The organism is Thalassospira sp. MCCC 1A02491 (genome assembly GCF_001613785.1).
Taxonomy (GTDB): Bacteria; Pseudomonadota; Alphaproteobacteria; order Rhodospirillales; family Thalassospiraceae; genus Thalassospira; species Thalassospira povalilytica.
The window spans coordinates 154062-175069 of record NZ_LPVX01000029.1; the positions used below are offsets into that span (position 1 = coordinate 154062).

Annotated in this window: 24 protein-coding genes and 1 tRNA gene; 21 read left to right on the forward strand and 4 right to left on the reverse strand. The window is 54.1% G+C overall.

The window, feature by feature from the left end:
- Positions 1–22 precede the first annotated feature (22 nt).
- From nrdR to thiL, 7 genes are read left to right on the forward strand one after another with little or no spacing between them, the layout of a single operon-like run.
- Entirely contained in the window at positions 23–496 is a 474-nt protein-coding gene (gene nrdR, locus AUQ42_RS10400; protein ID WP_068519019.1) for a transcriptional regulator NrdR, read from the forward strand.
- Complete coding sequence (gene ribD / locus AUQ42_RS10405; RefSeq protein ID WP_068519020.1) at positions 496–1617, forward strand: bifunctional diaminohydroxyphosphoribosylaminopyrimidine deaminase/5-amino-6-(5-phosphoribosylamino)uracil reductase RibD; 1122 nt, start codon at positions 496–498, stop codon at positions 1615–1617. Before nrdR ends, ribD begins: the two co-directional genes overlap by 1 nt.
- 4 nt (positions 1618–1621) lie before the next feature.
- Positions 1622–2209: a riboflavin synthase gene (locus AUQ42_RS10410; RefSeq protein WP_068519021.1), complete on the forward strand. Its 588-nt coding sequence runs from the start codon at positions 1622–1624 to the stop codon at positions 2207–2209.
- A 6-nt stretch (positions 2210–2215) separates the two neighbouring features.
- Entirely contained in the window at positions 2216–3370 is a 1155-nt protein-coding gene (gene ribB, locus AUQ42_RS10415) for a 3,4-dihydroxy-2-butanone-4-phosphate synthase (RefSeq protein WP_068519022.1), read from the forward strand.
- Positions 3371–3374: 4 nt separating this feature from the next.
- Complete coding sequence (gene ribH, locus AUQ42_RS10420; protein WP_068519023.1) at positions 3375–3839, forward strand: 6,7-dimethyl-8-ribityllumazine synthase; 465 nt, start codon at positions 3375–3377, stop codon at positions 3837–3839.
- Positions 3839–4336: a transcription antitermination factor NusB gene (gene nusB, locus AUQ42_RS10425; protein ID WP_068519024.1), complete on the forward strand. Its 498-nt coding sequence runs from the start codon at positions 3839–3841 to the stop codon at positions 4334–4336. The genes ribH and nusB overlap by 1 nt, the downstream gene beginning before the upstream one ends.
- Before the next feature lies 1 nt (position 4337).
- On the forward strand, positions 4338–5312 hold the full coding sequence (gene thiL, locus AUQ42_RS10430; protein ID WP_068519025.1) for a thiamine-phosphate kinase: 975 nt from the start codon (positions 4338–4340) through the stop codon (positions 5310–5312).
- A 32-nt stretch (positions 5313–5344) separates the two neighbouring features.
- Here thiL and AUQ42_RS10435 read toward each other — a convergent pair whose 3' ends face one another.
- Complete coding sequence (locus AUQ42_RS10435; RefSeq protein ID WP_068519026.1) at positions 5345–5794, reverse strand: outer membrane protein assembly factor BamE; 450 nt, start codon at positions 5792–5794, stop codon at positions 5345–5347.
- A 166-nt stretch (positions 5795–5960) separates the two neighbouring features.
- On the opposite strand from AUQ42_RS10435, the gene AUQ42_RS10440 reads away from it, so the two are divergent.
- The 7 genes from AUQ42_RS10440 to AUQ42_RS10470 all read left to right on the forward strand — a co-directional run bounded on the left by AUQ42_RS10440 (position 5961) and on the right by AUQ42_RS10470 (position 10545).
- Positions 5961–6509 (forward strand): ubiquinol-cytochrome C chaperone family protein, encoded by a 549-nt coding sequence (locus AUQ42_RS10440; protein WP_068519027.1) that lies wholly within the window; start codon positions 5961–5963, stop codon positions 6507–6509.
- A gap of 16 nt (positions 6510–6525) precedes the next feature.
- Positions 6526–7107: a DUF177 domain-containing protein gene (locus tag AUQ42_RS10445; protein ID WP_068519028.1), complete on the forward strand. Its 582-nt coding sequence runs from the start codon at positions 6526–6528 to the stop codon at positions 7105–7107.
- A gap of 256 nt (positions 7108–7363) precedes the next feature.
- On the forward strand, positions 7364–8440 hold the full coding sequence (gene plsX, locus AUQ42_RS10450; RefSeq protein WP_068519029.1) for a phosphate acyltransferase PlsX: 1077 nt from the start codon (positions 7364–7366) through the stop codon (positions 8438–8440).
- A 42-nt stretch (positions 8441–8482) separates the two neighbouring features.
- Positions 8483–9454, forward strand: a complete 972-nt coding sequence (locus AUQ42_RS10455; protein WP_068519030.1) for a beta-ketoacyl-ACP synthase III — start codon at positions 8483–8485, stop codon at positions 9452–9454.
- Positions 9455–9614: 160 nt separating this feature from the next.
- Positions 9615–9905 (forward strand): integration host factor subunit alpha, encoded by a 291-nt coding sequence (locus AUQ42_RS10460; protein WP_033069712.1) that lies wholly within the window; start codon positions 9615–9617, stop codon positions 9903–9905.
- A gap of 12 nt (positions 9906–9917) precedes the next feature.
- A complete protein-coding gene (locus AUQ42_RS10465) occupies positions 9918–10400 on the forward strand; it encodes a MerR family transcriptional regulator (protein WP_068519031.1) in 483 nt (160 codons plus the stop codon).
- A 68-nt stretch (positions 10401–10468) separates the two neighbouring features.
- Positions 10469–10545 (forward strand) — tRNA-Pro (locus AUQ42_RS10470).
- A 46-nt stretch (positions 10546–10591) separates the two neighbouring features.
- Here AUQ42_RS10470 and AUQ42_RS10475 read toward each other — a convergent pair.
- Together AUQ42_RS10475 and AUQ42_RS10480 are read right to left on the reverse strand one after the other, a co-directional pair.
- Positions 10592–11173 (reverse strand): histidine phosphatase family protein, encoded by a 582-nt coding sequence (locus tag AUQ42_RS10475; protein WP_231856736.1) that lies wholly within the window; start codon positions 11171–11173, stop codon positions 10592–10594.
- 101 nt (positions 11174–11274) lie between these two features.
- A complete protein-coding gene (locus tag AUQ42_RS10480; protein WP_318271663.1) occupies positions 11275–11604 on the reverse strand; it encodes a hypothetical protein in 330 nt (109 codons plus the stop codon).
- Positions 11605–11616: 12 nt separating this feature from the next.
- On the opposite strand from AUQ42_RS10480, the gene cutA reads away from it, so the two are divergent.
- Positions 11617–11973: a divalent-cation tolerance protein CutA gene (gene cutA, locus AUQ42_RS10485; RefSeq protein WP_068519032.1), complete on the forward strand. Its 357-nt coding sequence runs from the start codon at positions 11617–11619 to the stop codon at positions 11971–11973.
- A 64-nt stretch (positions 11974–12037) separates the two neighbouring features.
- Complete coding sequence (locus AUQ42_RS10490) at positions 12038–12601, forward strand: septation protein A (protein ID WP_068519033.1); 564 nt, start codon at positions 12038–12040, stop codon at positions 12599–12601.
- 90 nt (positions 12602–12691) lie between these two features.
- On the opposite strand, the gene AUQ42_RS10495 is transcribed toward AUQ42_RS10490, so the two are convergent.
- Positions 12692–13897: a bifunctional 2-C-methyl-D-erythritol 4-phosphate cytidylyltransferase/2-C-methyl-D-erythritol 2,4-cyclodiphosphate synthase gene (locus AUQ42_RS10495; RefSeq protein WP_068519034.1), complete on the reverse strand. Its 1206-nt coding sequence runs from the start codon at positions 13895–13897 to the stop codon at positions 12692–12694.
- Positions 13898–14018: 121 nt separating this feature from the next.
- On the opposite strand from AUQ42_RS10495, the gene ccsA reads away from it, so the two are divergent.
- From ccsA to AUQ42_RS10520, 5 genes are all read left to right on the forward strand, one after another.
- Positions 14019–14825 carry a cytochrome c biogenesis protein CcsA gene (gene ccsA / locus AUQ42_RS10500; protein WP_068519035.1) on the forward strand — a complete coding sequence of 269 codons (807 nt, stop codon included), beginning with the start codon at positions 14019–14021 and terminating at the stop codon, positions 14823–14825.
- A 215-nt stretch (positions 14826–15040) separates the two neighbouring features.
- Positions 15041–16051 (forward strand): tRNA dihydrouridine synthase DusB, encoded by a 1011-nt coding sequence (dusB, locus tag AUQ42_RS10505; protein ID WP_068519036.1) that lies wholly within the window; start codon positions 15041–15043, stop codon positions 16049–16051.
- Between the two features lie 56 nt (positions 16052–16107).
- Complete coding sequence (locus AUQ42_RS10510) at positions 16108–17256, forward strand: nitrogen regulation protein NR(II) (protein ID WP_068519037.1); 1149 nt, start codon at positions 16108–16110, stop codon at positions 17254–17256.
- Positions 17253–18701 (forward strand): nitrogen regulation protein NR(I), encoded by a 1449-nt coding sequence (gene ntrC, locus AUQ42_RS10515; protein ID WP_068519038.1) that lies wholly within the window; start codon positions 17253–17255, stop codon positions 18699–18701. The genes AUQ42_RS10510 and ntrC overlap by 4 nt, the downstream gene beginning before the upstream one ends.
- Positions 18698–20974, forward strand: coding sequence for a PAS domain-containing sensor histidine kinase (locus AUQ42_RS10520; RefSeq protein ID WP_068519039.1), 2277 nt, complete (start codon positions 18698–18700; stop codon positions 20972–20974). The genes ntrC and AUQ42_RS10520 overlap by 4 nt, the downstream gene beginning before the upstream one ends.
- Positions 20975–21008 lie beyond the last annotated feature (34 nt).

Consider the following 21008-nt stretch of genomic DNA (forward strand, 5'->3'; position numbering starts at 1 on the left):
TCGCAAGAGCCGAGTATAGATAATGCGTTGCCCGTTTTGCGGACATACTGATACCCAGGTCAAGGATTCCCGCCCGACAGAAGAGCATCATGCCATTCGTCGTCGTCGGTTCTGCCCTGCTTGCGGATCGCGCTTCACAACGTTTGAACGTGTGCAGTTGCGTGAATTGATGGTGGTCAAAACGGACGGGCAACGCGAATTGTTCGACCGCGACAAACTGGCGCGGTCGATCTTTCTTGCCTGCCGCAAGCGTCCGATTGAAGACGAGCGCGTCGAGAAGGCCTTGAATGGTATTCAGCGACGCCTGGAAAGCAGCGGAGAAAGCGACATTTCAACCGATACCATTGGTGAAATGGTGATGGAGGCGTTGAATGCCCTCGATCAGGTTGCCTATGTACGCTACGCTTCGGTCTACAAGAATTTCCGCGAAGCACGCGATTTTGAGCAATTCGTGGAAAAGATGAATGACGGGGAAGAAGAGGCGGACGCAGAGTAATGGCACCCCCCGCGTTTAGCGAAGACGACCGGCATTTCATGCGGGTCGCATTGAGCCTGTCAAAACGCGGTTTGGGAAATGTCTGGCCGAACCCGTCCGTTGGTTGCGTCCTTGTTTCAGCAGACGGCGTGATTGTCGGCCGTGGCCATACCAGGCCCGGTGGTCGTCCCCACGCCGAACGCGTTGCCCTGGATATGGCCGGTGATCTGGCCCGCGGGGCGACGGCCTATGTCACACTTGAACCCTGTAGCCATTTCGGAAAATCTCCCCCCTGTGCGGCCGGCCTGATTGAAGCCGGTGTTACCCGTGTCGTCAGTGCACTGACCGATCCGGATGATCGTGTATCGGGGCGGGGGCATGCGATGCTCCGTGACGCGGGTATTTCCGTGGATGTTGGTCTGTTTTGCGATGAAGCTAGAAAAATCAATGAAGGTTTCCTGTCGCGGGTGGAGCGCAAAAGGCCATTTGTGACCTTGAAGCTTGCCGCCACCATGGATGCACGATCGGCCACCCGGTCCGGTGAAAGTCAATGGATCACCGGCGACGCGGCACGCGAACACGGGCATTTGTTACGGGCCAATCACGATGCCATTCTGGTTGGCGCGAAGACGGTTCTTGCAGATGACCCAACGCTGACCTGTCGGTTGCCGGGGCGCGCCCATCAATCACCGGTACGGGTTATTCTGGACCGCCGGGGCGAGGTCCCCGAAACTGCGAAACTGATCCGGACGGCATCCGAGGTTGCCACCTGGGTCGTGACGTCCGGCGCAAAATTTTCCGAACTATCGGAAAAGTTTGAAAAAACTTCGGTAAAAGTGATCGAAGCCGGATGCGACGGCGATCATTTGGACCTACATGACGTCATGCAAAAGCTTGGCGATGCCGGACTGACCCGGGTGCTTGTCGAAAGTGGCGGGGCCTTGGCCGCAGGGCTGGTCAATGCGCAATGCGTTGATCGTATCGTGCATTTTGTTGCGCCAGCCCTGTTGGGGGATGATGGCAAGGCAATGATCGCCGAACTTGGTGTTGAACGGCTTGTTGATATGCCGCGCTTTACCCGTACATCTGTTTGTGTTCTGGGTGAAGATGTCGCGGTAACTTACGATTATAAAACGGGATAATTGCATGTTTACTGGCATCATTACCGATATCGCGACGGTGCGCGCAATCAAGAAAACCGGCGATACCCGGTTTGAATTCACGACATCTTTTGATACGTCGAAGATTGTGCTTGGGGCATCGATCGCATGTAACGGTGCGTGCATGACCGTGATTGAGACCGGTGATGACTGGTTCGCGATCGAGGCATCGGCCGAAAGCCTTGATCGCACCACGTTGGGGGATCTGACGGTTGGGGCAAAGGTGAACCTTGAACAGGCGACCCGTGTCGGTGATGAACTTGGTGGTCATATCGTCTCGGGGCATGTGGACGGTGTCGCAACCCTGACCAAACGCATTCCGGAAGGCGATTCTTTGCGTCTGACCTTTGAGGTGCCCGAAAAATTTTCAAAATATATCGCGTCCAAGGGCTCTGTGACCCTTGAAGGTGTTTCTTTGACCGTCAATGAGGTTGACGGAAACACATTTGGTATCAATCTGATACCACATACGCAAACGCATACGACCCTGGGTTCGAAACAGCCGGGTGACCGGATCAATTTCGAAATCGATATGCTTGCACGCTATGTCGCGCGCATGCTGGGTAAGGATTGATCATACATGTCGCATCAATATCTTTCGCCAATTGAAGAAGTCATTGAAGAAGCCCGCAATGGCCGGATGTTCATTCTGGTCGATGACGAAGATCGTGAAAATGAAGGCGATCTTGTCATTCCGGCACAGATGGCAACACCCGATGCCATCAATTTCATGGCGACCCACGGGCGCGGTCTGATTTGTCTGACCTTGGAATCTGAACGGTGCGACGAGCTTGGCCTGACCATGATGAGTGCCCATAACGGCACCCGCCATGAAACCGCATTTACCGTCTCGATCGAAGCAAAGACCGGGGTTACCACCGGCATTTCGGCACCAGATCGTGCGCGGACGGTTGCAGTTGCCATCGATCCGAATGCCGGGCGCCATGATATCGTGACGCCGGGGCATGTATTCCCGCTGCGTGCGCGTCCGGGCGGTGTTCTGGTTCGCGCCGGCCATACCGAGGCATCGGTTGATATCGCGCGTCTTGCCGGGCTGAACCCGTCAGGCGTGATTTGCGAAATCATGAGCGAAAATGGCGAAATGGCGCGTTTGCCCGAACTGGTGGAATTCGCCAAGAAGCATGGTCTTAAAATCGCGCAGATAGCCGATCTGATCCGCTATCGCCGCAAACATGAAAAAGTTGTTCAGCGCAAGGCGACCACCAAAATTCAAAGTGTGAATGGCGGCGAATTTGACATGCATCTTTATGTCAACAACGTCACCTATGCGGAACATATCGCGCTGGTAAAGGGCGACATCAGCGATCCGGCACCCGTTTTGACCCGTGTGCATGCACTAAATGTTCTTGAAGATGTTCTTGGCGATACCCAGACCGGGCATCATGGGCAACTGGCCGCTGCCATGCGCCAGATTGGCGAGGAGGGGCGCGGTGTTGTTGTTCTGATCCGTGAACCGCGGCCAAACACCCTGTCATCATCGATTGCCAAACTGATCGAGCTTAATGGCGGTGATGGCGAATCCCTGCGTCAGGAACTTGCCGAGGCAACCGGTGATGCAGATTTGCGTGATTATGGTGTTGGTGCGCAAATCTTGCATGATCTGGGCATTCGCGACATGATTCTGCTTTCAAATACCAAACGCCACATTGTAGGACTTGACGGCTTCGGCCTAAATCTGGTTGATCAGCGTCCGCTTGTCGTCTCGGAGGAATAAAACCATGACCAATGCCCCCCACATTCTGATTGTGGATGCGCCATATTACACGCATATCGTTGAAGACCTTGTCAAAGGGGCTGCTGCGACTCTGGAAGCCGGTGGTGCTACGTGGGACCGTATTTCGGTGTCTGGTGCGTTCGAGGTGCCGATTGCGATCCGCTATGCCGTCCAGTCGATGGAAGAATTGGCAACCGGGCCGCGCTATGACGGGTATCTAGCACTTGGTTGCGTTATCCGCGGCGAGACGACACACTATGATCACATCTGCGAAGAAGCCAACCGTGCACTGATGCAGCTTTGCCTTGATTACAATCTTGCGATTGGCAACGGTATTCTGACCGTTGAAAATGAGGCACAGGCGCTGGCACGGGCCAAGGCGGACGAAAAGAACAAGGGCGGCGAAGCTGCCAATGCTGTTCTGCGCCAGATCGAAGTTCAAAACCATTTTGGAATACATCACAAGTAATGACCGATAAACCAAAGGCATCAGCCGCTCAGCGGCGCAGCGCAGCGCGTTTCGCCGCAATTCAGGCGCTTTATCAGGCCGAATTGTCCCAACTTTCGGCCATCGACATCGTGCGCGAATATTCCGACTTCCGCCTTGATGGTGACGGTGGACGCGACCTTGATGTCAGCAATGAAGACCTGATCGATCCGGATCGTGGTTTCTTTGCCGATCTCGTGCAGGGTGTGGCTGCGCGGATGATCGATATTGACGCGCTGATTGACGGTGCGCTTGAAAAAGGCTGGACCACCAAGCGCCTTGAAACCGTCCTGCGCAGCATCCTGCGTGCGGGCACCTATGAGTTGATGGCGCGTGAAGACGTTCCGATGCGGGTGGTGATCACCGAATATGTCGATGCGGCACATTCGTTCTTTGACGAAAACGAACCCAAGCTCGTGAATGCTGTGCTTGACCGTATTGGCAAGAACCTGCGTCCTGGTGAAGCCGGGCAGAATTGATATGGCGGCGCGATCTGGCGAATTTGATCTGATCGCGCGGCACTTTGCGCCTATTGCGCAACGGGACCCGGCCGCATTGTCGCTTTTGGACGATGCGGCCATTTTTTCGCCGCCGGCCGGGCACGAAGTCGTTGTGACGACTGACGCACTGGTGGCCGATGTCCATTTCCGAACCATCGATACCCCGGAAACGATCGCGCAAAAGGTATTGCGTGTGAACCTGTCTGACCTTGCCGCGATGGGGGCGCGACCCGGCGGGGTTGTTTTGACCACCGGATATAATCGCGACCTATCCGAAGACTGGATTTCCCGGTTTGCCAAAAGTTTTGGCCAGGATTGTTTGTCTTTTGACGTGTCGTTGCTTGGCGGTGATACCGTTGGCACACCCGGCCCGACATTTTTCAGTTTAACCGCGTTCGGCTATGTTCCAGCGGGCAGGGCGCTTCGCCGCGATCAGGCGCGCCCGGGCGATGTTATTGCCGTATCCGGAACACTTGGCGATGCCGCACTGGGATTGTCGGTCTTAAGCGGTGATTTGACGGGCGTTGCCCCACCTATGGAAGATTTCCTTAAGGACCGTTACTGGGTGCCTCGGCCGCGACTGGATGTGGCAAAGGCCTGCCTGGGTCTTGAAACCCGTATCGCCGCCATGGACCTGTCGGACGGGCTTGCCGGTGATTGCCGCAAGATTTGCGGCCCGTCAAAGGTCGGTATGGTCTTTGAGCTGAAAGATATTCCGCTTTCGGATGCGGCACGCGCTGTCGTGGCATCCGATCCGTCACGCTGGAACCAGATTCTCGGGGGCGGTGACGACTATGAATTGCTGATTACCGGGGCGGCAAATGACATCGCGGCCCTGGGGGATCAGGTCACGGTGATCGGGTCGGTGACCGATCAGGTTGGCGAGGTTCTTGTGCGGGAGCTGGATGGCAAAATGGCCGAACTCGCACCAGGCGGGTTCGACCATTTCAAATAAGGTGGCAACGATCAAACGTTGCTGATCAGCTTCTACTTGTTTTCACTGAACCGGCCAAGGTTGCCGAACAGCTGCTGAAGGATCGTTATTTCACGACCGGCAGTCGGGGTTACCCGGTCGGTCGGGATGACAGGCTTGCCGTCTTCAAGATCATACTGGCTCAGGATTTCGACACGGTTGGCGGCGTCAAAGCTGATCAGGATCACTTTCTGTTCGACGGTTTCCGGCTCGAAAAAGGCGACTGTTTCGGTGGTTCTGGAAATATAAAGCCAGACATTTTCGTCAAAGGCGGCAATCGTGGACGGAGAGCCAAGAATATCGGTGACATCACCCTTGGTCGATTCTCCCACCGAGATCTGTTCAAGCAGTTCTGGGTCCGGTGCGTTGCCGCGTGTGGCGATCCGCGGGCTGCATGCCGAGACATAGACAACAGCCAATCCTGCCAGCATGATCAGGGGAAAGCGGGTAATTTTGTTATGCATGAAGCTCACCAGAGCGACCCTCTTGTTGAAACCTAACCGGAATTGCCTTGAGTTTCTGCGCTAGGCGCATGATATTGCCGGGCAATGATCGGGGCAGAGATGACCCGAAAAAGATTTACGGCATTCTGCGTGCCATGACAGGAATGTCAACGAAGGAGTGTTACTGTTGTTTGGATGGCTTAAGAAAAAAGACCGCAAGCAAACTGCTGCCTTTGAACTTTACACCGCAATGGTAACCCAGGCACGCCAGCCGGACTTTTATGCAAAGCTGGGCGTTCCCGACACGATGGAGGGACGGTTTGACCTGATTCTGGTCCATGCATTTGTTCTGTTTCGTCGTTTGAAATCCGACGAAGGGGACAAGGATCTGGCACAGAACATCTTTGATGTGATGTTTGCCGATCTTGATCAGAACATGCGCGAGATGGGCATTGGCGATGTCGGAATCCTCAAAAGGATCCGCAAGATGTCAGAATCCTATCATGGTCGGATCGTTGCCTATGAGGAAGGAGTTCAATCTGGCGCGGCTGAACTCGCCGCCGCATTGAACCGCAACCTTTATGCGGACACAGAGGTGTCCGATGAACAGCTTATGGCGATGGTCGGCTATGTGCATGATGCACTGGCGTCCCTTGCCAAACAGCCTATTTTAGATTTGCAGCGCGGTGTTGTGCATTTTCCCGATGCGCCCAAACTTGCCGTGACTGCCCCGTAATAGAAAGAAAGACCTGATGCCTGATACCTTCGCACCCGAATTTTCGCGTATCGTCAAAACGGACGAACAGGTAAGCGCGAAAGAAAAGCTGGCGATCGAAGCCAATGAAAAGGAACGCGCCGCACTGGCCAAGCGTTTCGAGCTTGTGTCCATTGACAGCCTGAAGGCGGAATTGACGATCAGTACCGCGTCGAATGGCGAAGTCACTGTGCGCGGACCGATGACGGCCGAAATCGTACAGAATTGCGTTGCGACGCTCGAACCGGTTCCTGAACTGGTCGAAGACACCATTGAAGTTCTGTTTTCACCGCATGTATCCGAAGACGACTTGCCGTCTGATCCGGATGATCTGGAAGACCTGTCAGAAGAAGAACTGATGGCGTTGCTTGATCAGCCGGAACCGTTGGTCGATGGCAAAATCGATTTGGGCGAGGTCGTGGCACAGTTTCTGGCCGTTGCCATGAACCCGTATCCGCGCAAGGAAGGTGCGGAACTGCCAGCAGCGGTCAAAACCGAAGAAGAAGCTGACGAAGAAAAACGTCCGAACCCGTTTGCACAGCTTGCCGGTCTTAAAGACAAGCTTGAAAAGAAAAATTGACGGCTGCAAACGGCCAAAAGCCTGAGAATTAGGGAGCTTGAATATGCCGGTATTTACCGGCATTTCACTTTTGGCCGGCACTATGGCGGTGCGCAAAGAGGGGATGGTCTGTATAACTGGCTCGGCTTTACCTTGTATCTGGTCGAGAATTCCGGTAATTACGGGCGTTCCGGTCACCAGTTGACCGTGCTTAGCCATATGGCTGACCTGCCGGATATCCGGTTCAGAAATTTTAGAACAACCATAAGAGAATACGTTGCCTGAACAGGTTTGCATATCACTTGACGCGATGGGAGGAGACCACGCGCCAGAGATGGTCATAGCAGGTGCTGAAATCGCACTTAAACGGCTGCCCCATCTCAAGTTTCTGATGTTTGGTGATGAAGCACGGCTCAAGCCGATGCTTGCGAAATATCCTGCATTGGAAGCCGTAAGCGAGGTTCGCCACGCATCGCAGGAAGTCTCGATGGAAGACAAGCCTTCTGTCGCCCTGCGCCAGCGCCGTGATTCCAGTATGCGTCTTGCCATCAACGCCGTGAAAGAAGGGGACGCGCAAGGTGTCGTGTCTGCCGGAAACACCGGTGCCCTGATGGCCATGGCCAAGTTTGTGCTGAAAACCGTCCGCGGCATCGACCGCCCGGCAATCGCGACATACATGCCGACCCAGCGTGGCGAGACCGTCATGCTGGATCTGGGTGCCAATATTGAATGCGACGAAAACAACCTCGTGCAATTTGCACTGATGGGCGAAGTGTTTACCCGCATTCTGTTCGGCCTTGAAAAACCGTCGGTCGGTTTGCTCAATGTCGGGATCGAAGAACTTAAGGGTAACGAGTCTGTCAAAAAGGCTGCCGCGATCCTGCGTGAAATCGATCTACCAATCCGTTTCGAAGGCTTTGTCGAAGGTGATGACCTTGCCAAGGGCACGGTTGATGTGATTGTCACCGATGGCTTTACCGGTAACGTGGCGCTTAAAACCGCCGAAGGTACCGCCCGTCTTCTGGTACATTTCCTGCGTGAAACATTCAAAAGCTCCTTCTTTGCGAAGGTCGGCTATTTGTTGGCCCGCCGCTCGTTGCAGCGTTTCCGCGACCGTATGGATCCGCGACGTTATAACGGTGCGATGCTGCTTGGACTTAACGGTATTGCTGTGAAAAGTCATGGTGGCACCGATGCACTCGGCTTTTCCAATGCCATTGGCGTTTGTCATGACCTTATCGTCAACAAGCTCAATGACAGCATCAAAGATGAACTTGCAGCTTTTGAACAGGCGATGACCGGACTGGAAAACGTCGAGCAGGAAGTCGCAGTTCCGGCTGGTCAAGCCGACTGATAAACTCACCAAAACATCAAGATAACTGGCGGTCCCCAAATCATGACAGTTCGTTCTCGCATTATTGGTTGCGGCTCATACCTTCCTGCAAATGTTGTAACCAATGATGATCTGGCAAAGCGTGTCGATACGTCTGATGAATGGATTGTGGCGCGTACCGGCATTCGTCAGCGCCACATTGCGGCCGACGGTGAAACCACCAGCGATCTTGCCTATGAAGCTGCCGTCAAGGCGATGGATCATGCCGGTGTAACCGCCGAAGACATCGACCTGATCATTGTCGCGACGGCGACCCCGGACAACACATTTCCGGCAACCGCAACCAAGGTTCAGAACCGCCTTGGCGTTACGGGCTTTGCCTTTGACGTGCAGGCAGTATGTTCGGGCTTTGTCTATGGTTTGACGACGGCGGATATGTATATCCGCAACGGACAGGCCAAAACCGCGCTTGTCATCGGTGCTGAAACGTTTTCGCGCATCCTTGACTGGGAAGACCGCCGGACCTGTGTGTTGTTCGGTGATGGTGCCGGTGCTGTTGTTGTCCAGGCTGTTGAAGGGGCAGGGACCATCGATGATCAGGGGATCCTTGCCAGCCGCCTGCATTCCGATGGCAGCAAATATGAATTGCTGTATGTCGATGGCGGTCCGTCTGCGACGCAGACCGTCGGGCATCTGCGCATGGAAGGCAAGGAAGTCTTCCGTCATGCGGTGACCAATCTTGCCGGTGTTATTCGCGAAGTTCTTGCTGATACCGGAATTGATGCATCTGAAATTGACTGGCTGGTTCCCCATCAGGCCAACCGTCGTATTCTTGACAGTACGGCCAAAAAATTCGGTATTTCGCCTGACAAGGTTGTTGTCACCGTTGACCGGCATGCCAATACATCGGCGGCATCGATCCCGCTTGCGCTGTCCGAGGCTGTCCATGACGGTCGCATCCAGCGCGGCGACATCGTGATCCTTGAAGCAATGGGCGGCGGATTTACCTGGGGTGCTTCGCTGGTCCGCTGGTAAAACCCCGCGATCGGATTGCAGCTTTGGGGCGGAAAAACACGGCATTTCCGCAAAAATCACAACATTCCGCCGCAAAGCAGTGTATCCTGTTGATATTGACTGATTTCGCCACCAGATATAGCCTTGTGTATAAAGTCCCGTAATAAGGAGGCGGCCTGATATGTCGGAAACAACGATTACCCGTGCGGATCTCGCAGAAGCCGTTTACCAGGAAGTAGGTCTGTCGCGGAACGAGTCCGCCCAGCTACTCGAAACCGTTCTTGATGAAATTTCGACGGCGCTGATCAAAGACGAAGTAGTGAAGATTTCCTCGTTCGGGAGCTTCTCTGTACGTCAGAAAGGACAGCGTATCGGTCGGAACCCGAAAACGGGCGAAGAAGTACCGATCCTTCCGCGGAAGGTGCTTGTTTTCCGGCCGTCACAGGTTCTGAAAGCCAGAATTAACGCTTAAGAAAAAGAACTCATGAAAACGAACTTGGGGGCTGCGGCGGGATCAACCCGCCGTTCAGCAAAGTCTGACTCTGCTTTTCGCACAATTAGCGAGGCCGCGAAGGAGCTTGGTCTTCAACAGCACGTACTGAGATTTTGGGAATCCAAGTTTCCACAGATCCAGCCGATGAAACGTGCTGGTGGGCGTCGTTATTACCGGCCGGAAGATATCGACTTTCTGGCAAATATCCGCTCGCTGCTTCATGATCAGGGTTTCACCATCAAAGGTGTCCAGAAGCTTCTTGATCAGAACAAGGGCAAGTTGCCGTCTGAAATTACGGTCAGTGCATCCGAAGCCGAACAGGAAAGCACATCCGCCCATGTTGCTGGTGGTGTGGCGTCTGGTACTGCTGACGCATCGATTGATAAATCGGCACTGCAAAGCGTTCTGGGTGAATTGCAAGAGCTGCAAGGCATCCTTCGGGCGAGCCTGCAGGAAGTCAAAAAAAATCCGTAAAAATCATTTGCGTCTTTGGCGTGGCGCCGCTATTTATCGAGCCGCGCCACAGAGCGCATCTATACGGTCGGAGCGTGGCGCAGCCTGGTAGCGCACCTGCATGGGGTGCAGGGGGTCGGAGGTTCGAATCCTCTCGCTCCGACCAATATCTTCCCAACAGAAATTTGATCGCAAATGGTCGCTTGATCCGGTTATGGCATCAGACGGGCAAGTGTTTCTATTTTGCCGTTTTCCGTCGCCCTGATCAGAATGATTTCACCTGATCGGGGATATATTCCGGTCAGGGCCGCGATGTTGACCTGATGGGTTACCAACAGTGTTTTGGTGCCCGGCGGCAGTTCCGACAACAAATCGGTTATTTGGCGGGTTTGCGCGCGTTCTGTGCTGCTATCGCGGAAGAATGAATTCAGTGATGGCTCCTTGGTGACCGGGCCAAGGTCCAGCAATATCGCGGTATCGACACAGCGGCACCATTCGCTGCTTAGCACCAAATCAATCCTGATCCCCATTTCCCTGATTTTACGGCCGGTTTCGCGGGCCTGATCGCGACCGGTTTGATCAAGGTTTCGTTGTGTGCTGCAATCGCCAATTCGGAAATTGGCCGGATCACCGGTTCCCGGGGCGACCGCATGGCGCATCAGGGCGTGCACACCATCCCGCTTCCAGATTTCCCACGGGGCGGTGTCATCGGCCTCAGTTGCCTGTGACGGGCGGGGCAGGGCGCAACATATCAGGATGGTCAGGAAAACCGGAAGAGTTCTGAGCAAGGTCATGACGAACATGCATGTTGTGAACGGGGTATATATTGATACCCCGTGCCCGGATGATCGGATCAGTATGCTTTGGTGATGGGATGCAAATGACCGTGGTCGGTTTAATTGTCGCTGATGGCGCTTGCGACCCGGCGTCCTTCATCGGTCAGTTTGCAAATCAGCCAATCGGGTTTGACAGGGTTGTCAAACCATGGGGCCGCCCAGCCATGTTCAATGCAGCTGCGGACAGTTTTTTCGCTGATTTGTTTGCCGTTGCCATCAAATAGCGGCAATTTACCACCAGGTTGGCTTAAGCCACGGCGAAGCCATTCAAGTTGTACGTCGGTGGGTTTCGAATGTTTTTTCCCCGTCATCGGTACTCCCCGCACCGTTATGATATGATTGGTGTCATAAACATCGTCTGTTATCCAGTGTGACGGATTATCAACCATGGAGCAATCGCAATGACAGAAACCGGATTTCAGGACAGTGAAATGTCGTTTCTTTATGTCACTGTACCGGACATGGAAATCGCACGCGTCATCGCCGGGGGTGCGATCCGTGAAAAGCTTGCCGCTTGCGCAAATGTTTTGCCCCAGATGACGGCGATTTATGAATGGAATGGCGATGTTGAAGAAGAAAGCGAACTGGTCGTGCTTCTGAAAACATCACGAAACAAGGCCCAATTTCTGGCCAAATGGGTTGAAGAACATCACCCCTATGAGGTGCCCTGCATTCTTGAAATTCCCTTGGGCCGTGGCAATCACGACTATGTTTCATGGTTACAGGGACAATTGGGAGCCGGATCACGGTTGATGTGATTGCATCGATTGTCGTGGCCCCCTAGGATGGCACAAATTCAATTCATGAAGTGAAGTGCTTTTAATGAACCAGCTTACCAAAATGGCCCTGGAAATGGGGCCGTTGATCCTTTTCTTCGGGGTCAATGCGACGACCAATCTGATGACGGCAACGGCCGTATTTGTGGCAGCAACGGTTGTTGCGCTGATTACGTCCTATGTGATTGCCCGAACCATTCCGGTTATGCCGTTGATCGGCGGGGTTTTTGTGATCGTCTTTGGCGGGTTGACGCTGTATCTCGATGACGATCTGTTCATCAAGATCAAGCCGACAATTGTGAACCTGTTGTTCGCGGCCATCCTGTTTGGCGGTTTGATGGCGCGGAAGCTGTTTTTGAAACTGGTTCTTGAAAGTGCATTCAAGGCAACCGACGAAGGGTGGCGCATCCTTACCTGGCGCTGGGCGTTCTTTTTTGTGTTTCTTGCCGTGGTGAATGAATTCGTCTGGCGCAATTTTTCGACCGATACCTGGGTGGCCTTCAAGGTCTGGGGAATTATGCCGATCACCATGGTCTTTGGCATGGCGCAGGTGCCGGTTCTGATGAAACATCAATTGCCGGAAGAAGAAGGCGGTTCTGCGGCCTCGTAAAAACGTCGGCCGCACTGATATTCAAATACAAAGGGCAGGATCATGATCCTGCCCTTTGCTGTATCTATCGGATTTATCTCAGATGAATGATCAGCCGATCGGCAGGGCAATGTTTGCCGCGGCCTGGGCGGCAATGCCTTCTTCGCGTCCGGGAAAGCCAAGGCGTTCGGTCGTGGTGGCTTTGACATTGACGCGATCGACATCGATTTCGAGAATTTCGGCCACCTTTTCGCGCATGGCTTTGGTGTGGGGGCCGATCTTGGGACGTTCACAAATCAGCGTCAGATCGACATTCACGATGCGGCCACCGCGCTTGCGGACAAGATCGGCTGCATGTTTGAGGAAAATATCAGATGCGGCACCTTTCCATTGCATGTCGCTGGGCGGAAAGTGCTGACCGATATCGCCGGCCCCGATGGCCCCGAGAATGGCATCTGTCAGGGTGTGCAAGCCAACATCCGCATCGGAATGGCCGTCAAGACGTGCGGTATGCGGCACTTTGACACCGCACAGGATGCAATGGTCACCGGGTGCAAAACGGTGAACGTCAAAGCCGGTACCGGCACGGTATTCTTCCTGCTGCATAGATGCATTATCCTTGTTGGTGCTGTCGATCCAGTCGTGGGCGCGGTCAAAATCATCGCGTTTTGTGATCTTGTCATTTGCCGATGTGCCTTCGACGCACATCACGTCAAGTCCAAGTTCCTCAAGCAGTGCGGCATCATCTGTGAATTCCTGGCCTTCGAATTGTTCATGCGCGGCCAGAATGTTTTCAAAGACAAAGCCTTGTGGCGTTTGTGCACGTTGCAATGTGTCGCGCGGGATGGTTTTCGTGATCACGCCATCGCGGGATGTCTGTTTGATAGTATCGGCGACCGGTAATGTGGGAATGGCACCGGTATGGGTTTCCAGTGCCTTGATCACGCGGGTAATCACGTCATCGGAAATACCCGGCCGTGCCGCATCGTGGATCAGAACAATATCGGGCTTTTGTGCTGACAGTGCGCGCAGGCCATTCAGGACCGATTGCTGGCGCGTCACCCCGCCGCCAACCGGCGCGGGCAGGGCGGTGATGATATCAGCCCCGAGTGCTGCAATCGCGCCATCATACCAGTTCTGATGTGCGGGGTTATATACAACCTGCACAAGTTCAGGGGATGTATGGCGGGCAAAACATTCGATACAATGGCCAAGCAGTGTTTTGCCGCCAAGCGTGTGATATTGTTTTGGTATTGGGTCGCCAAATCTGCTACCGCTGCCAGCTGCAACGATGACAACCCCGATTTTTTTGGTCATAAACGTGATGCCATGGCTTGTCTGAATTGCGCCGCAGGCTATCTTTCTGCGAAGCCTTTGCCAAGTCGCCATTTGGTTTTTCAAGTCTTATCGAAGTCTTGTGACAGAAACGGACCAACACATGCTTGCTGCCTATATTCATATTCTGGCCTTGCTGCCGCTGACAGCCCAGATCATGCGGGCCGAACCCAAGCGTGACATATGGCTATATGGATCGATTTGCCTGGCGGCGATCGGAACGATGGTCGTACTTGGTCTGAGCGGTGAGGAAGTCCAGTCGCGCGGGTTTGCAGCAGCCCTGCATTGGTCCGAACTGTCTGTCATCATGATTTTTGGCGGGCTTGTGATTTGCAAAGGCCCCCATCAGGTATGGCGGCTTGCCGGATATATTGGCGGGTACCTGCTTCTGTTTGCGTTGCTTGCTGCGATCTTTAATCTGTTTGGCAAACATGTGCCGCCGACTGTAACCGGGCCTGCGCTTTATTCCGGCTGGCTTTGGGCCCATATCGGAAGTTCGCTTGTGACCTATGCGCTGGTAACATTGGCGGCGATTGCCGCGATGGCCTATATCGTGCAGGAACATGCCCTTAAGCACCGTAAACCAACACGCTGGAGCCGCCGGCTGCCGCCACTTCGCGACAGCGAGTATATGCTGGTCGGGTTTTTGAAATGGTCCGCCTGGGTTCTGATTATCGGGATCGTATCCGGCTTTGCGCTGCGTTATGTCGAAGGCAGCAGTCTTTGGGCAATTGATCACAAGATGCTTTTGACCTTGCTTGGATTTGCCACGATCTGCGTTTTGATCTTCATTCATGAAAAATCGACGCTGCGCGGGCGCATGGCTGTTCGGTTTGTCCTTGGTGCATGGCTGCTTTTGACGCTGGCCTTTCCGGGTGTGCGGCTTGTTACCGGATATATTGTCGGCTAGCCCCCGAAACCATAAAGCCGATAGCGTAACCGATAACGGATTGAGGCACTTTCGGCATCAGAGCGGATAGGGTGTCGGTTATCGTCTGAGCTGTGGTCTCTGCGTGTGATGGACCCGCGTCAGGCAACGATAATTTCCGCAAGACGCTTAGAGTTGTTGCAACTCGTAGCCAGTTTTATTAATCTGCCCAAGTTTTAGGCAATCGGATTACCTTCATGTCATTGCAGATCGGTTCTGTACATGTGCCAGAGAATGTTATTCTGGCACCAATGTCAGGTGTGACTGACCTTCCATTTCGTCAGCAGGTCCGCCAGTTTGGCGGACATCTTGTTGTGTCTGAAATGATTGCGTCTGATGCCATGACCCGCATCCAGCGACATGAAAAAGAAGTGCGCAAGATGCACGGTGATTGCGCAGCCGAAAGCCCGCTTTCTGTTCAGCTTGCTGGAACCGAGCCCGAAGAAATGGCCGAGGCCGCCCGCATGAACGAAGCGCGCGGGGCAATGATCATTGATATCAATATGGGCTGTCCGGCCAAAAAAGTCACAAAGGGCTATGCCGGATCAGCATTGATGCGCGATGAAAAACTTGCTGCTGATATCATCAAGGCAACGGTTGATGCTGTTTCTGTGCCGGTAACGCTGAAAATGCGTCTGGGCTGGGATGATGACAACCGCAATGCGCCGTCCCTTGCGAAAATTGCCGAGGATCTTGGCATTAAGATGCTGACCATCCATGGTCGAACCCGCTGCCAGTTCTATAAGGGGGACGCGGACTGGGATGCCATTGCACTGGTAAAGGACGCTGTTTCCATACCGGTGATCGGTAATGGTGACGTTACCAGCGAAGAAGACGCCGAAGAATTGCTGCGTCGATCCGGTGCAGACGGTGTCATGGTCGGGCGCGGGGCACAGGGCCGCCCGTGGTTTTTGGCGCAAGTATCGCACTATCTTAAAACCGGGGAAAAGCTGGCATCACCGAGCCTTGAAGTGCAATTGCAAACGATCTTGCGCCATTACGACGCAATGATTGACCATCATGGCCGTCAGGGTGTGCGCATCGCACGCAAACATCTGGCCTGGTACTGCAACAGTTTGCGCAATGCCACGGAATTTCGGCGTGTAGTCAACGTGTTGGATGATCCTGATCAGGTAAAAGGTGAAATTCGCGCGTTTTATGAACCGCTGATCGAAAACGAAGTCAAATACAGTCAGGAAGCAGCCTGACTGCTCGATAACAATAATATGGCGATATAAAACTAACGTCGTCGGGGAAGAATTGAATGAGACTGGGATTTGGAAAAGGCAACGGGGTTGACCCGACCGGGGTGCTGAACGCAATTGCAAGCGCAGTTGTCGTCGCCAACCGGGATGGGAAGATCCGGTTTGTCAATCAGGCCACCGAACAGCTGTTTAACACCAGCGCCAGCGTTCTGTGCCGCAGCGATCTGAGCGACTTTATACCGTCAGATAGTCCGGTTTTTTCGCTGATCAAGCAGGCAATTGACGAGGCGACGCTGGTTGCAGACCACAATCTTCTGATTGAAAGCCCGAAAATCGGCAAGCACACAGTGAACCTTACCGTTGGTTCGATGCCCGATGACAGCGACTGCGCGGTTCTGACATTCGAGCCGCGCTCGATTGCCCAGAAGATCGATAATCAGCTTCTAAGCCGCAATTCTGCCCGTTCTGTCAGTGCGATGGCCGCCATTCTGGCCCATGAAATCAAAAACCCGCTATCGGGTATTCGCGGGGCGGCCCAGTTGCTTGAGCAAACCAGTAATGAGGATGACCGTGTTCTGACCCGTCTGATTTGTGACGAGGCCGACCGCATTGTCGAGCTTGTCGACCGGATGGAGATTTTCTCCGACAAGCCGATGGAACGCGGAGCTGTAAACATTCATACGGTTCTTGAACATGTGCGCCGTCTGGCCGAAAACGGTTTTGCCAAGAACCTTGCGTTTGAGGAAATCTACGATCCGTCCTTGCCGCCGGTATTTGGCAACCGCGATCAGTTGATCCAGGTGTTTCTTAATCTTGTGAAGAACGCCGGCGAAGCCGTTGATCCGCAAGATGGCAAAATCATCATATCAACCCGTTATCAGCATGGCATCCGGCTGGCTGTTGCCGGCGGTGATGCGCGTGTGCATTTGCCGTTGGTAGTATCGGTCCGTGACAATGGTCCGGGCATTCCGCAAGACATGCGAGAAAGCCTGTTTGATCCGTTTGTCACGACGAAACCGACCGGTTCGGGGCTTGGTCTTGCGCTGGTTGCGAAAATCATCAATGACCATGGTGGCGTAATCGAAGTGAAAGATGTGCCGGGGGGCGGCGCAGAATTCCAGATCATGCTGCCGATCTATAATCGTGCGCTGGCCGAGGGGGCCAGTGAACAACCGATAATAATCGATAACAGGGAACACACCGCATGAGCACGAGCCCTGCAAGAATTCTGGTCGCTGACGATGACCGGGCCATCCGTACCGTATTGACGCAGGCATTGTCGCGTCAGGGTCACGAAGTCCGCAGCACGGGTCACGGCCGCACGCTTTGGGACTGGATCGCCGATGGGGACGGTGATCTGGTGATTACCGATGTCATGATGCCAGACGAAAACGGTCTGGACATGGTGCCGCGTATTCGAAAATTGCGCCCGGATCTGCGCGTCATTGTCATGAGCGCGCAAAACACGCTGATGACGGCGGTCAAGGCCGCGCAGCGCGGGGCATTCGAATATCTGCCAAAGCCCTTTGATCTTAATGAGTTGATGGGTATTGTTGATCGTGCACTTGAGACCCCGCAGGAAAGCCAGTCTGGCAAGTCAGCAGATGAAGAGGGCGATGATCGCCTTCCGCTGATCGGGCGTTCGGCAGCCATGCAGGAAATCTATCGTGCCTTGGCGCGCCTGATGAATACCGATCTGACCGTGATGGTCACCGGTGAAAGTGGAACCGGTAAGGAACTGGTTGCGCGCGCCCTGCACGAATATGGCGGGCGTCGCCACGGACCCTTTGTTGCGATCAATATGGCGGCAATTCCGCGCGAACTGATTGAAAGCGAACTGTTCGGTCACGAAAAAGGTGCCTTCACCGGTGCGAACGAACGCAAGGTCGGCCGGTTCGAACAGGCCGAAGGCGGCACGCTGTTTCTTGATGAAATCGGTGATATGCCGCTTGAAGCGCAAACCCGTTTGCTGCGTGTTCTTCAGGAAGGCGAATATACCCGTGTGGGTGGCCGCACGCCGATCCGGGTCAATGTGCGCATTGTTGCCGCAACTCACCGTGATCTGCGTAAACTGATCCGCGAAGGCACATTCCGCGAAGATTTGTTCTATCGCCTGAATGTCGTGCCGATCCGTTTGCCATCGCTGCGTGAACGTCTTGAAGATATTCCTGAACTGGTCAATCATTTCCTGATGCAGGCCAGCGAAGAAGGATTGCCGCGCAAGACCTTGTCGGCAGAAGCCATGGCGCGTCTCAAGGCGCATCGCTGGCCGGGCAATATTCGTGAACTGGAAAATATGGTGCGGCGTCTGACGGCGCTGTATTCCCATGATGTGATTGGCGTTGATGTCATTGAAACCGAATTTTCGGAAAACAATGTCAGCGAAGCAGCACCCAGTGCCGAGCCGCAATCCTTGTCGGAATCCATTGAACGTCACGTCCGCGAATATTTCGATGCGCATGAAGAAGACTTGCCGTCAAACGGGCTTTACGATCGCATCCTGCGCGAAATGGAACGCCCGCTTTTGAATGTGACGCTTGAGGCAACCCGCGGCAACCAGGTCAAAGCCGCCGAAGTACTCGGTCTGAACCGCAATACGCTCCGCAAAAAGATCCGTGATCTTGGGCTGGAAGTCGTCAGGGGCACGAAATGAACAATGCGGAAAGTTCGATCTCCAACCGGATATTGAGATCGGGCTTCGTAAGGTTTCTGGGGCGTCTGGGCCAATCGCGACGGTTCGCGTTCGGTCTGGTTGCTGCTGCACTGGTTTCGGTAACGGCGACCTATCTTGCGATGACCGGGACGGCGCCGTTCCGTCCTGACCCGCGCCTGATTTTGCTTTTGCTGAATATCGATCTGGTGCTGGTGTTGTTGCTGGCAACCCTTGTGGCCCGCAAGCTGGTTCAGATCTGGGTTGAACGCAGGCGCGGTGTTGCCGGGGCAAAGCTTCATACCCGCATGGTCCTGATGTTTTCGCTGGTGGCTGTGACGCCCGCGATTGTTGTTGCCGTATTTTCCGCGCTCTTCCTGCATTTCGGTATTCAGGGCTGGTTCAGTGACCGCATTCGAACAGCTGTCGAAGAAAGCATGGTCATTGCCGATGCCTATCTTAAGGAGCATCAGGAACTTATCCGTGCCGATGTTCTGGCAACCACGGCCGATTTGCAGCGGTTCGGGGTGAATTTTTCCACCAGTCCTGAACGGATTTCCGATCTTTTGACCGATCAGGCACTCGCCCGTGGTTTGCCCGAAGTCATGATGATTGACGGTTCGGGCCAAATCATCGCCCAGTCGGAATACAGCTTTTCCTATGATACCGACCAGGCGTCCATTCCCGCCGAAGTCTATGACGAAGCACGGGAAAAAGACGTGGTTCTGATGATTGGGAACAGCGACAACCGCATTCGGGCGCTTGCCAAAATTCCAAGCTTCATCGATGCGTTTTTGCTCGTCGGGCGGTTTGTTGACCCCAATGTGCTTGATCGTATCGATAAGGCACGGCGGGCCGTTGATGCCTATGAAAGCCTTGAAGGTGAACGATCCGGGATCGTGATTACCTTTGTCATGATCTTTGTGCTGATTTCTGTGGTTTTGCTGCTGGCGGCTGTCACGCTGGGCCTTATGGTGGCAACAAGGCTTGTTCAGCCGGTATCGCAACTGATCACCGGTGCCGAACGGGTGCGCGATGGCGATTTGTCTTTCCGTGTGCCGCTTGACGGGCAGGGCGATGAACTTGAAGCACTAAGCCGCGCGTTCAACCGCATGACCGCCCAGCTTGAAACCCAGCGCAATGAACTGATTGCCGCCAACCGTCTTAATGACGAACGCCGGCGCTTTACCGAGGCCATTCTGGGCGGTGTGACTGCGGGCGTGATCGGCCTTGATCCGGATCGCAAGATCGATCTGCCCAACCGAAGTGCATCTGATCTGTTGGCTGTCGACCTTGAGGGGCATCTTGGGCAGGAACTGACGGAAGTCATCCCGGAATTTTCCCCGTTATTTGATGATTTCAGCCGTGACGGTGATCGCAGCAAGCCGCGCCAGATCGAAATTCGTCGCGATGGTGTCAATCTGACATTGCTTGCCCGGGTCACCGCCGAGTGGGCCGATGATGGCACGGTGTTCGGGTATGTCGTGACCTTTGATGATGTGACCGAACTGCAAACCGCACAGCGCATGGCGGCCTGGGCCGATGTCGCACGCCGTATCGCCCATGAAATCAAGAACCCGCTTACCCCGATCCAGCTTTCGGCGGAGCGCCTTAAGCGGCGCTATCTGAAACAGATCGAAGATGACAAGGATGTGTTCCAGACCTGTACTGACACGATCATTCGCCAGGTTTCAGATATCGGACGTATGGTGGACGAGTTTTCCAGTTTTGCCCGGATGCCGTCCCCGAAAATGCGCATGGAAAATCTTAGTGAACTGGTAAAAAGTGCGGTCTTTTTGCAAAAGCAGGCGCACAGCAACATCACCTATGACTTTGACCGGTCCGGGATCGAGGATTTGCAGATTTCGTGTGACGCCCATCAGGTTAATCAATGTCTGATCAATACGCTTAAAAACGCGGCAGAAGCCATCGAAGGGCGGGAAAAACCCGAAGATGGCGAATTGCCGCGCGGACGCATTGAAATTTCGATTACCGTGACACCAAGCAATCAACATGTCTTTGTGGCTGTTTCTGATAACGGTAAAGGGCTTCCGGCAGAGCATCGCGAACGTTTGACCGAGCCGTATGTCACCACGCGGTCAAAGGGGACGGGGCTTGGTCTTGCGATCGTCAAGAAAATCATGGAAGACCATGGCGGAGAGCTTATACTCTCCGACGGCGTTGAAAGTGGGGCGACCGTGACACTATCTTTCCCGCAACCTACTGATGCCGAAATTGAAACAGGGGCGCAGGGCGCCTCTTCCTCGGGCAATTGATAAATTGCCAAAATCGCAACAATAATAAGATTGA

What these genes read in the sequence shown, in the direction of transcription:
- nusB (WP_068519024.1), top strand. Translation starts at nt 3,839, where the DNA reads ATGACCGATAAACCAAAGGCATCAGCCGCTCAGCGGCGCAGCGCAGCG.
- AUQ42_RS10455 (WP_068519030.1), top strand. Translation starts at nt 8,483, where the DNA reads ATGACAGTTCGTTCTCGCATTATTGGTTGCGGCTCATACCTTCCTGCA.
- AUQ42_RS10435 (WP_068519026.1), bottom strand. Translation starts at nt 5,794, where the DNA reads ATGCATAACAAAATTACCCGCTTTCCCCTGATCATGCTGGCAGGATTG.
- AUQ42_RS10460 (WP_033069712.1), top strand. Translation starts at nt 9,615, where the DNA reads ATGTCGGAAACAACGATTACCCGTGCGGATCTCGCAGAAGCCGTTTAC.
- AUQ42_RS10520 (WP_068519039.1), top strand. Translation starts at nt 18,698, where the DNA reads ATGAACAATGCGGAAAGTTCGATCTCCAACCGGATATTGAGATCGGGC.
- AUQ42_RS10480 (WP_318271663.1), bottom strand. Translation starts at nt 11,604, where the DNA reads ATGGTTGATAATCCGTCACACTGGATAACAGACGATGTTTATGACACC.
- dusB (WP_068519036.1), top strand. Translation starts at nt 15,041, where the DNA reads ATGTCATTGCAGATCGGTTCTGTACATGTGCCAGAGAATGTTATTCTG.
- ribD (WP_068519020.1), top strand. Translation starts at nt 496, where the DNA reads ATGGCACCCCCCGCGTTTAGCGAAGACGACCGGCATTTCATGCGGGTC.
- cutA (WP_068519032.1), top strand. Translation starts at nt 11,617, where the DNA reads ATGACAGAAACCGGATTTCAGGACAGTGAAATGTCGTTTCTTTATGTC.
- AUQ42_RS10465 (WP_068519031.1), top strand. Translation starts at nt 9,918, where the DNA reads ATGAAAACGAACTTGGGGGCTGCGGCGGGATCAACCCGCCGTTCAGCA.
- thiL (WP_068519025.1), top strand. Translation starts at nt 4,338, where the DNA reads ATGGCGGCGCGATCTGGCGAATTTGATCTGATCGCGCGGCACTTTGCG.
- AUQ42_RS10410 (WP_068519021.1), top strand. Translation starts at nt 1,622, where the DNA reads ATGTTTACTGGCATCATTACCGATATCGCGACGGTGCGCGCAATCAAG.
- AUQ42_RS10490 (WP_068519033.1), top strand. Translation starts at nt 12,038, where the DNA reads ATGAACCAGCTTACCAAAATGGCCCTGGAAATGGGGCCGTTGATCCTT.
- ribH (WP_068519023.1), top strand. Translation starts at nt 3,375, where the DNA reads ATGACCAATGCCCCCCACATTCTGATTGTGGATGCGCCATATTACACG.
- AUQ42_RS10475 (WP_231856736.1), bottom strand. Translation starts at nt 11,173, where the DNA reads ATGACCTTGCTCAGAACTCTTCCGGTTTTCCTGACCATCCTGATATGT.
- AUQ42_RS10495 (WP_068519034.1), bottom strand. Translation starts at nt 13,897, where the DNA reads ATGACCAAAAAAATCGGGGTTGTCATCGTTGCAGCTGGCAGCGGTAGC.
- ribB (WP_068519022.1), top strand. Translation starts at nt 2,216, where the DNA reads ATGTCGCATCAATATCTTTCGCCAATTGAAGAAGTCATTGAAGAAGCC.
- ccsA (WP_068519035.1), top strand. Translation starts at nt 14,019, where the DNA reads ATGCTTGCTGCCTATATTCATATTCTGGCCTTGCTGCCGCTGACAGCC.
- AUQ42_RS10510 (WP_068519037.1), top strand. Translation starts at nt 16,108, where the DNA reads ATGAGACTGGGATTTGGAAAAGGCAACGGGGTTGACCCGACCGGGGTG.
- nrdR (WP_068519019.1), top strand. Translation starts at nt 23, where the DNA reads ATGCGTTGCCCGTTTTGCGGACATACTGATACCCAGGTCAAGGATTCC.
- ntrC (WP_068519038.1), top strand. Translation starts at nt 17,253, where the DNA reads ATGAGCACGAGCCCTGCAAGAATTCTGGTCGCTGACGATGACCGGGCC.
- AUQ42_RS10445 (WP_068519028.1), top strand. Translation starts at nt 6,526, where the DNA reads ATGCCTGATACCTTCGCACCCGAATTTTCGCGTATCGTCAAAACGGAC.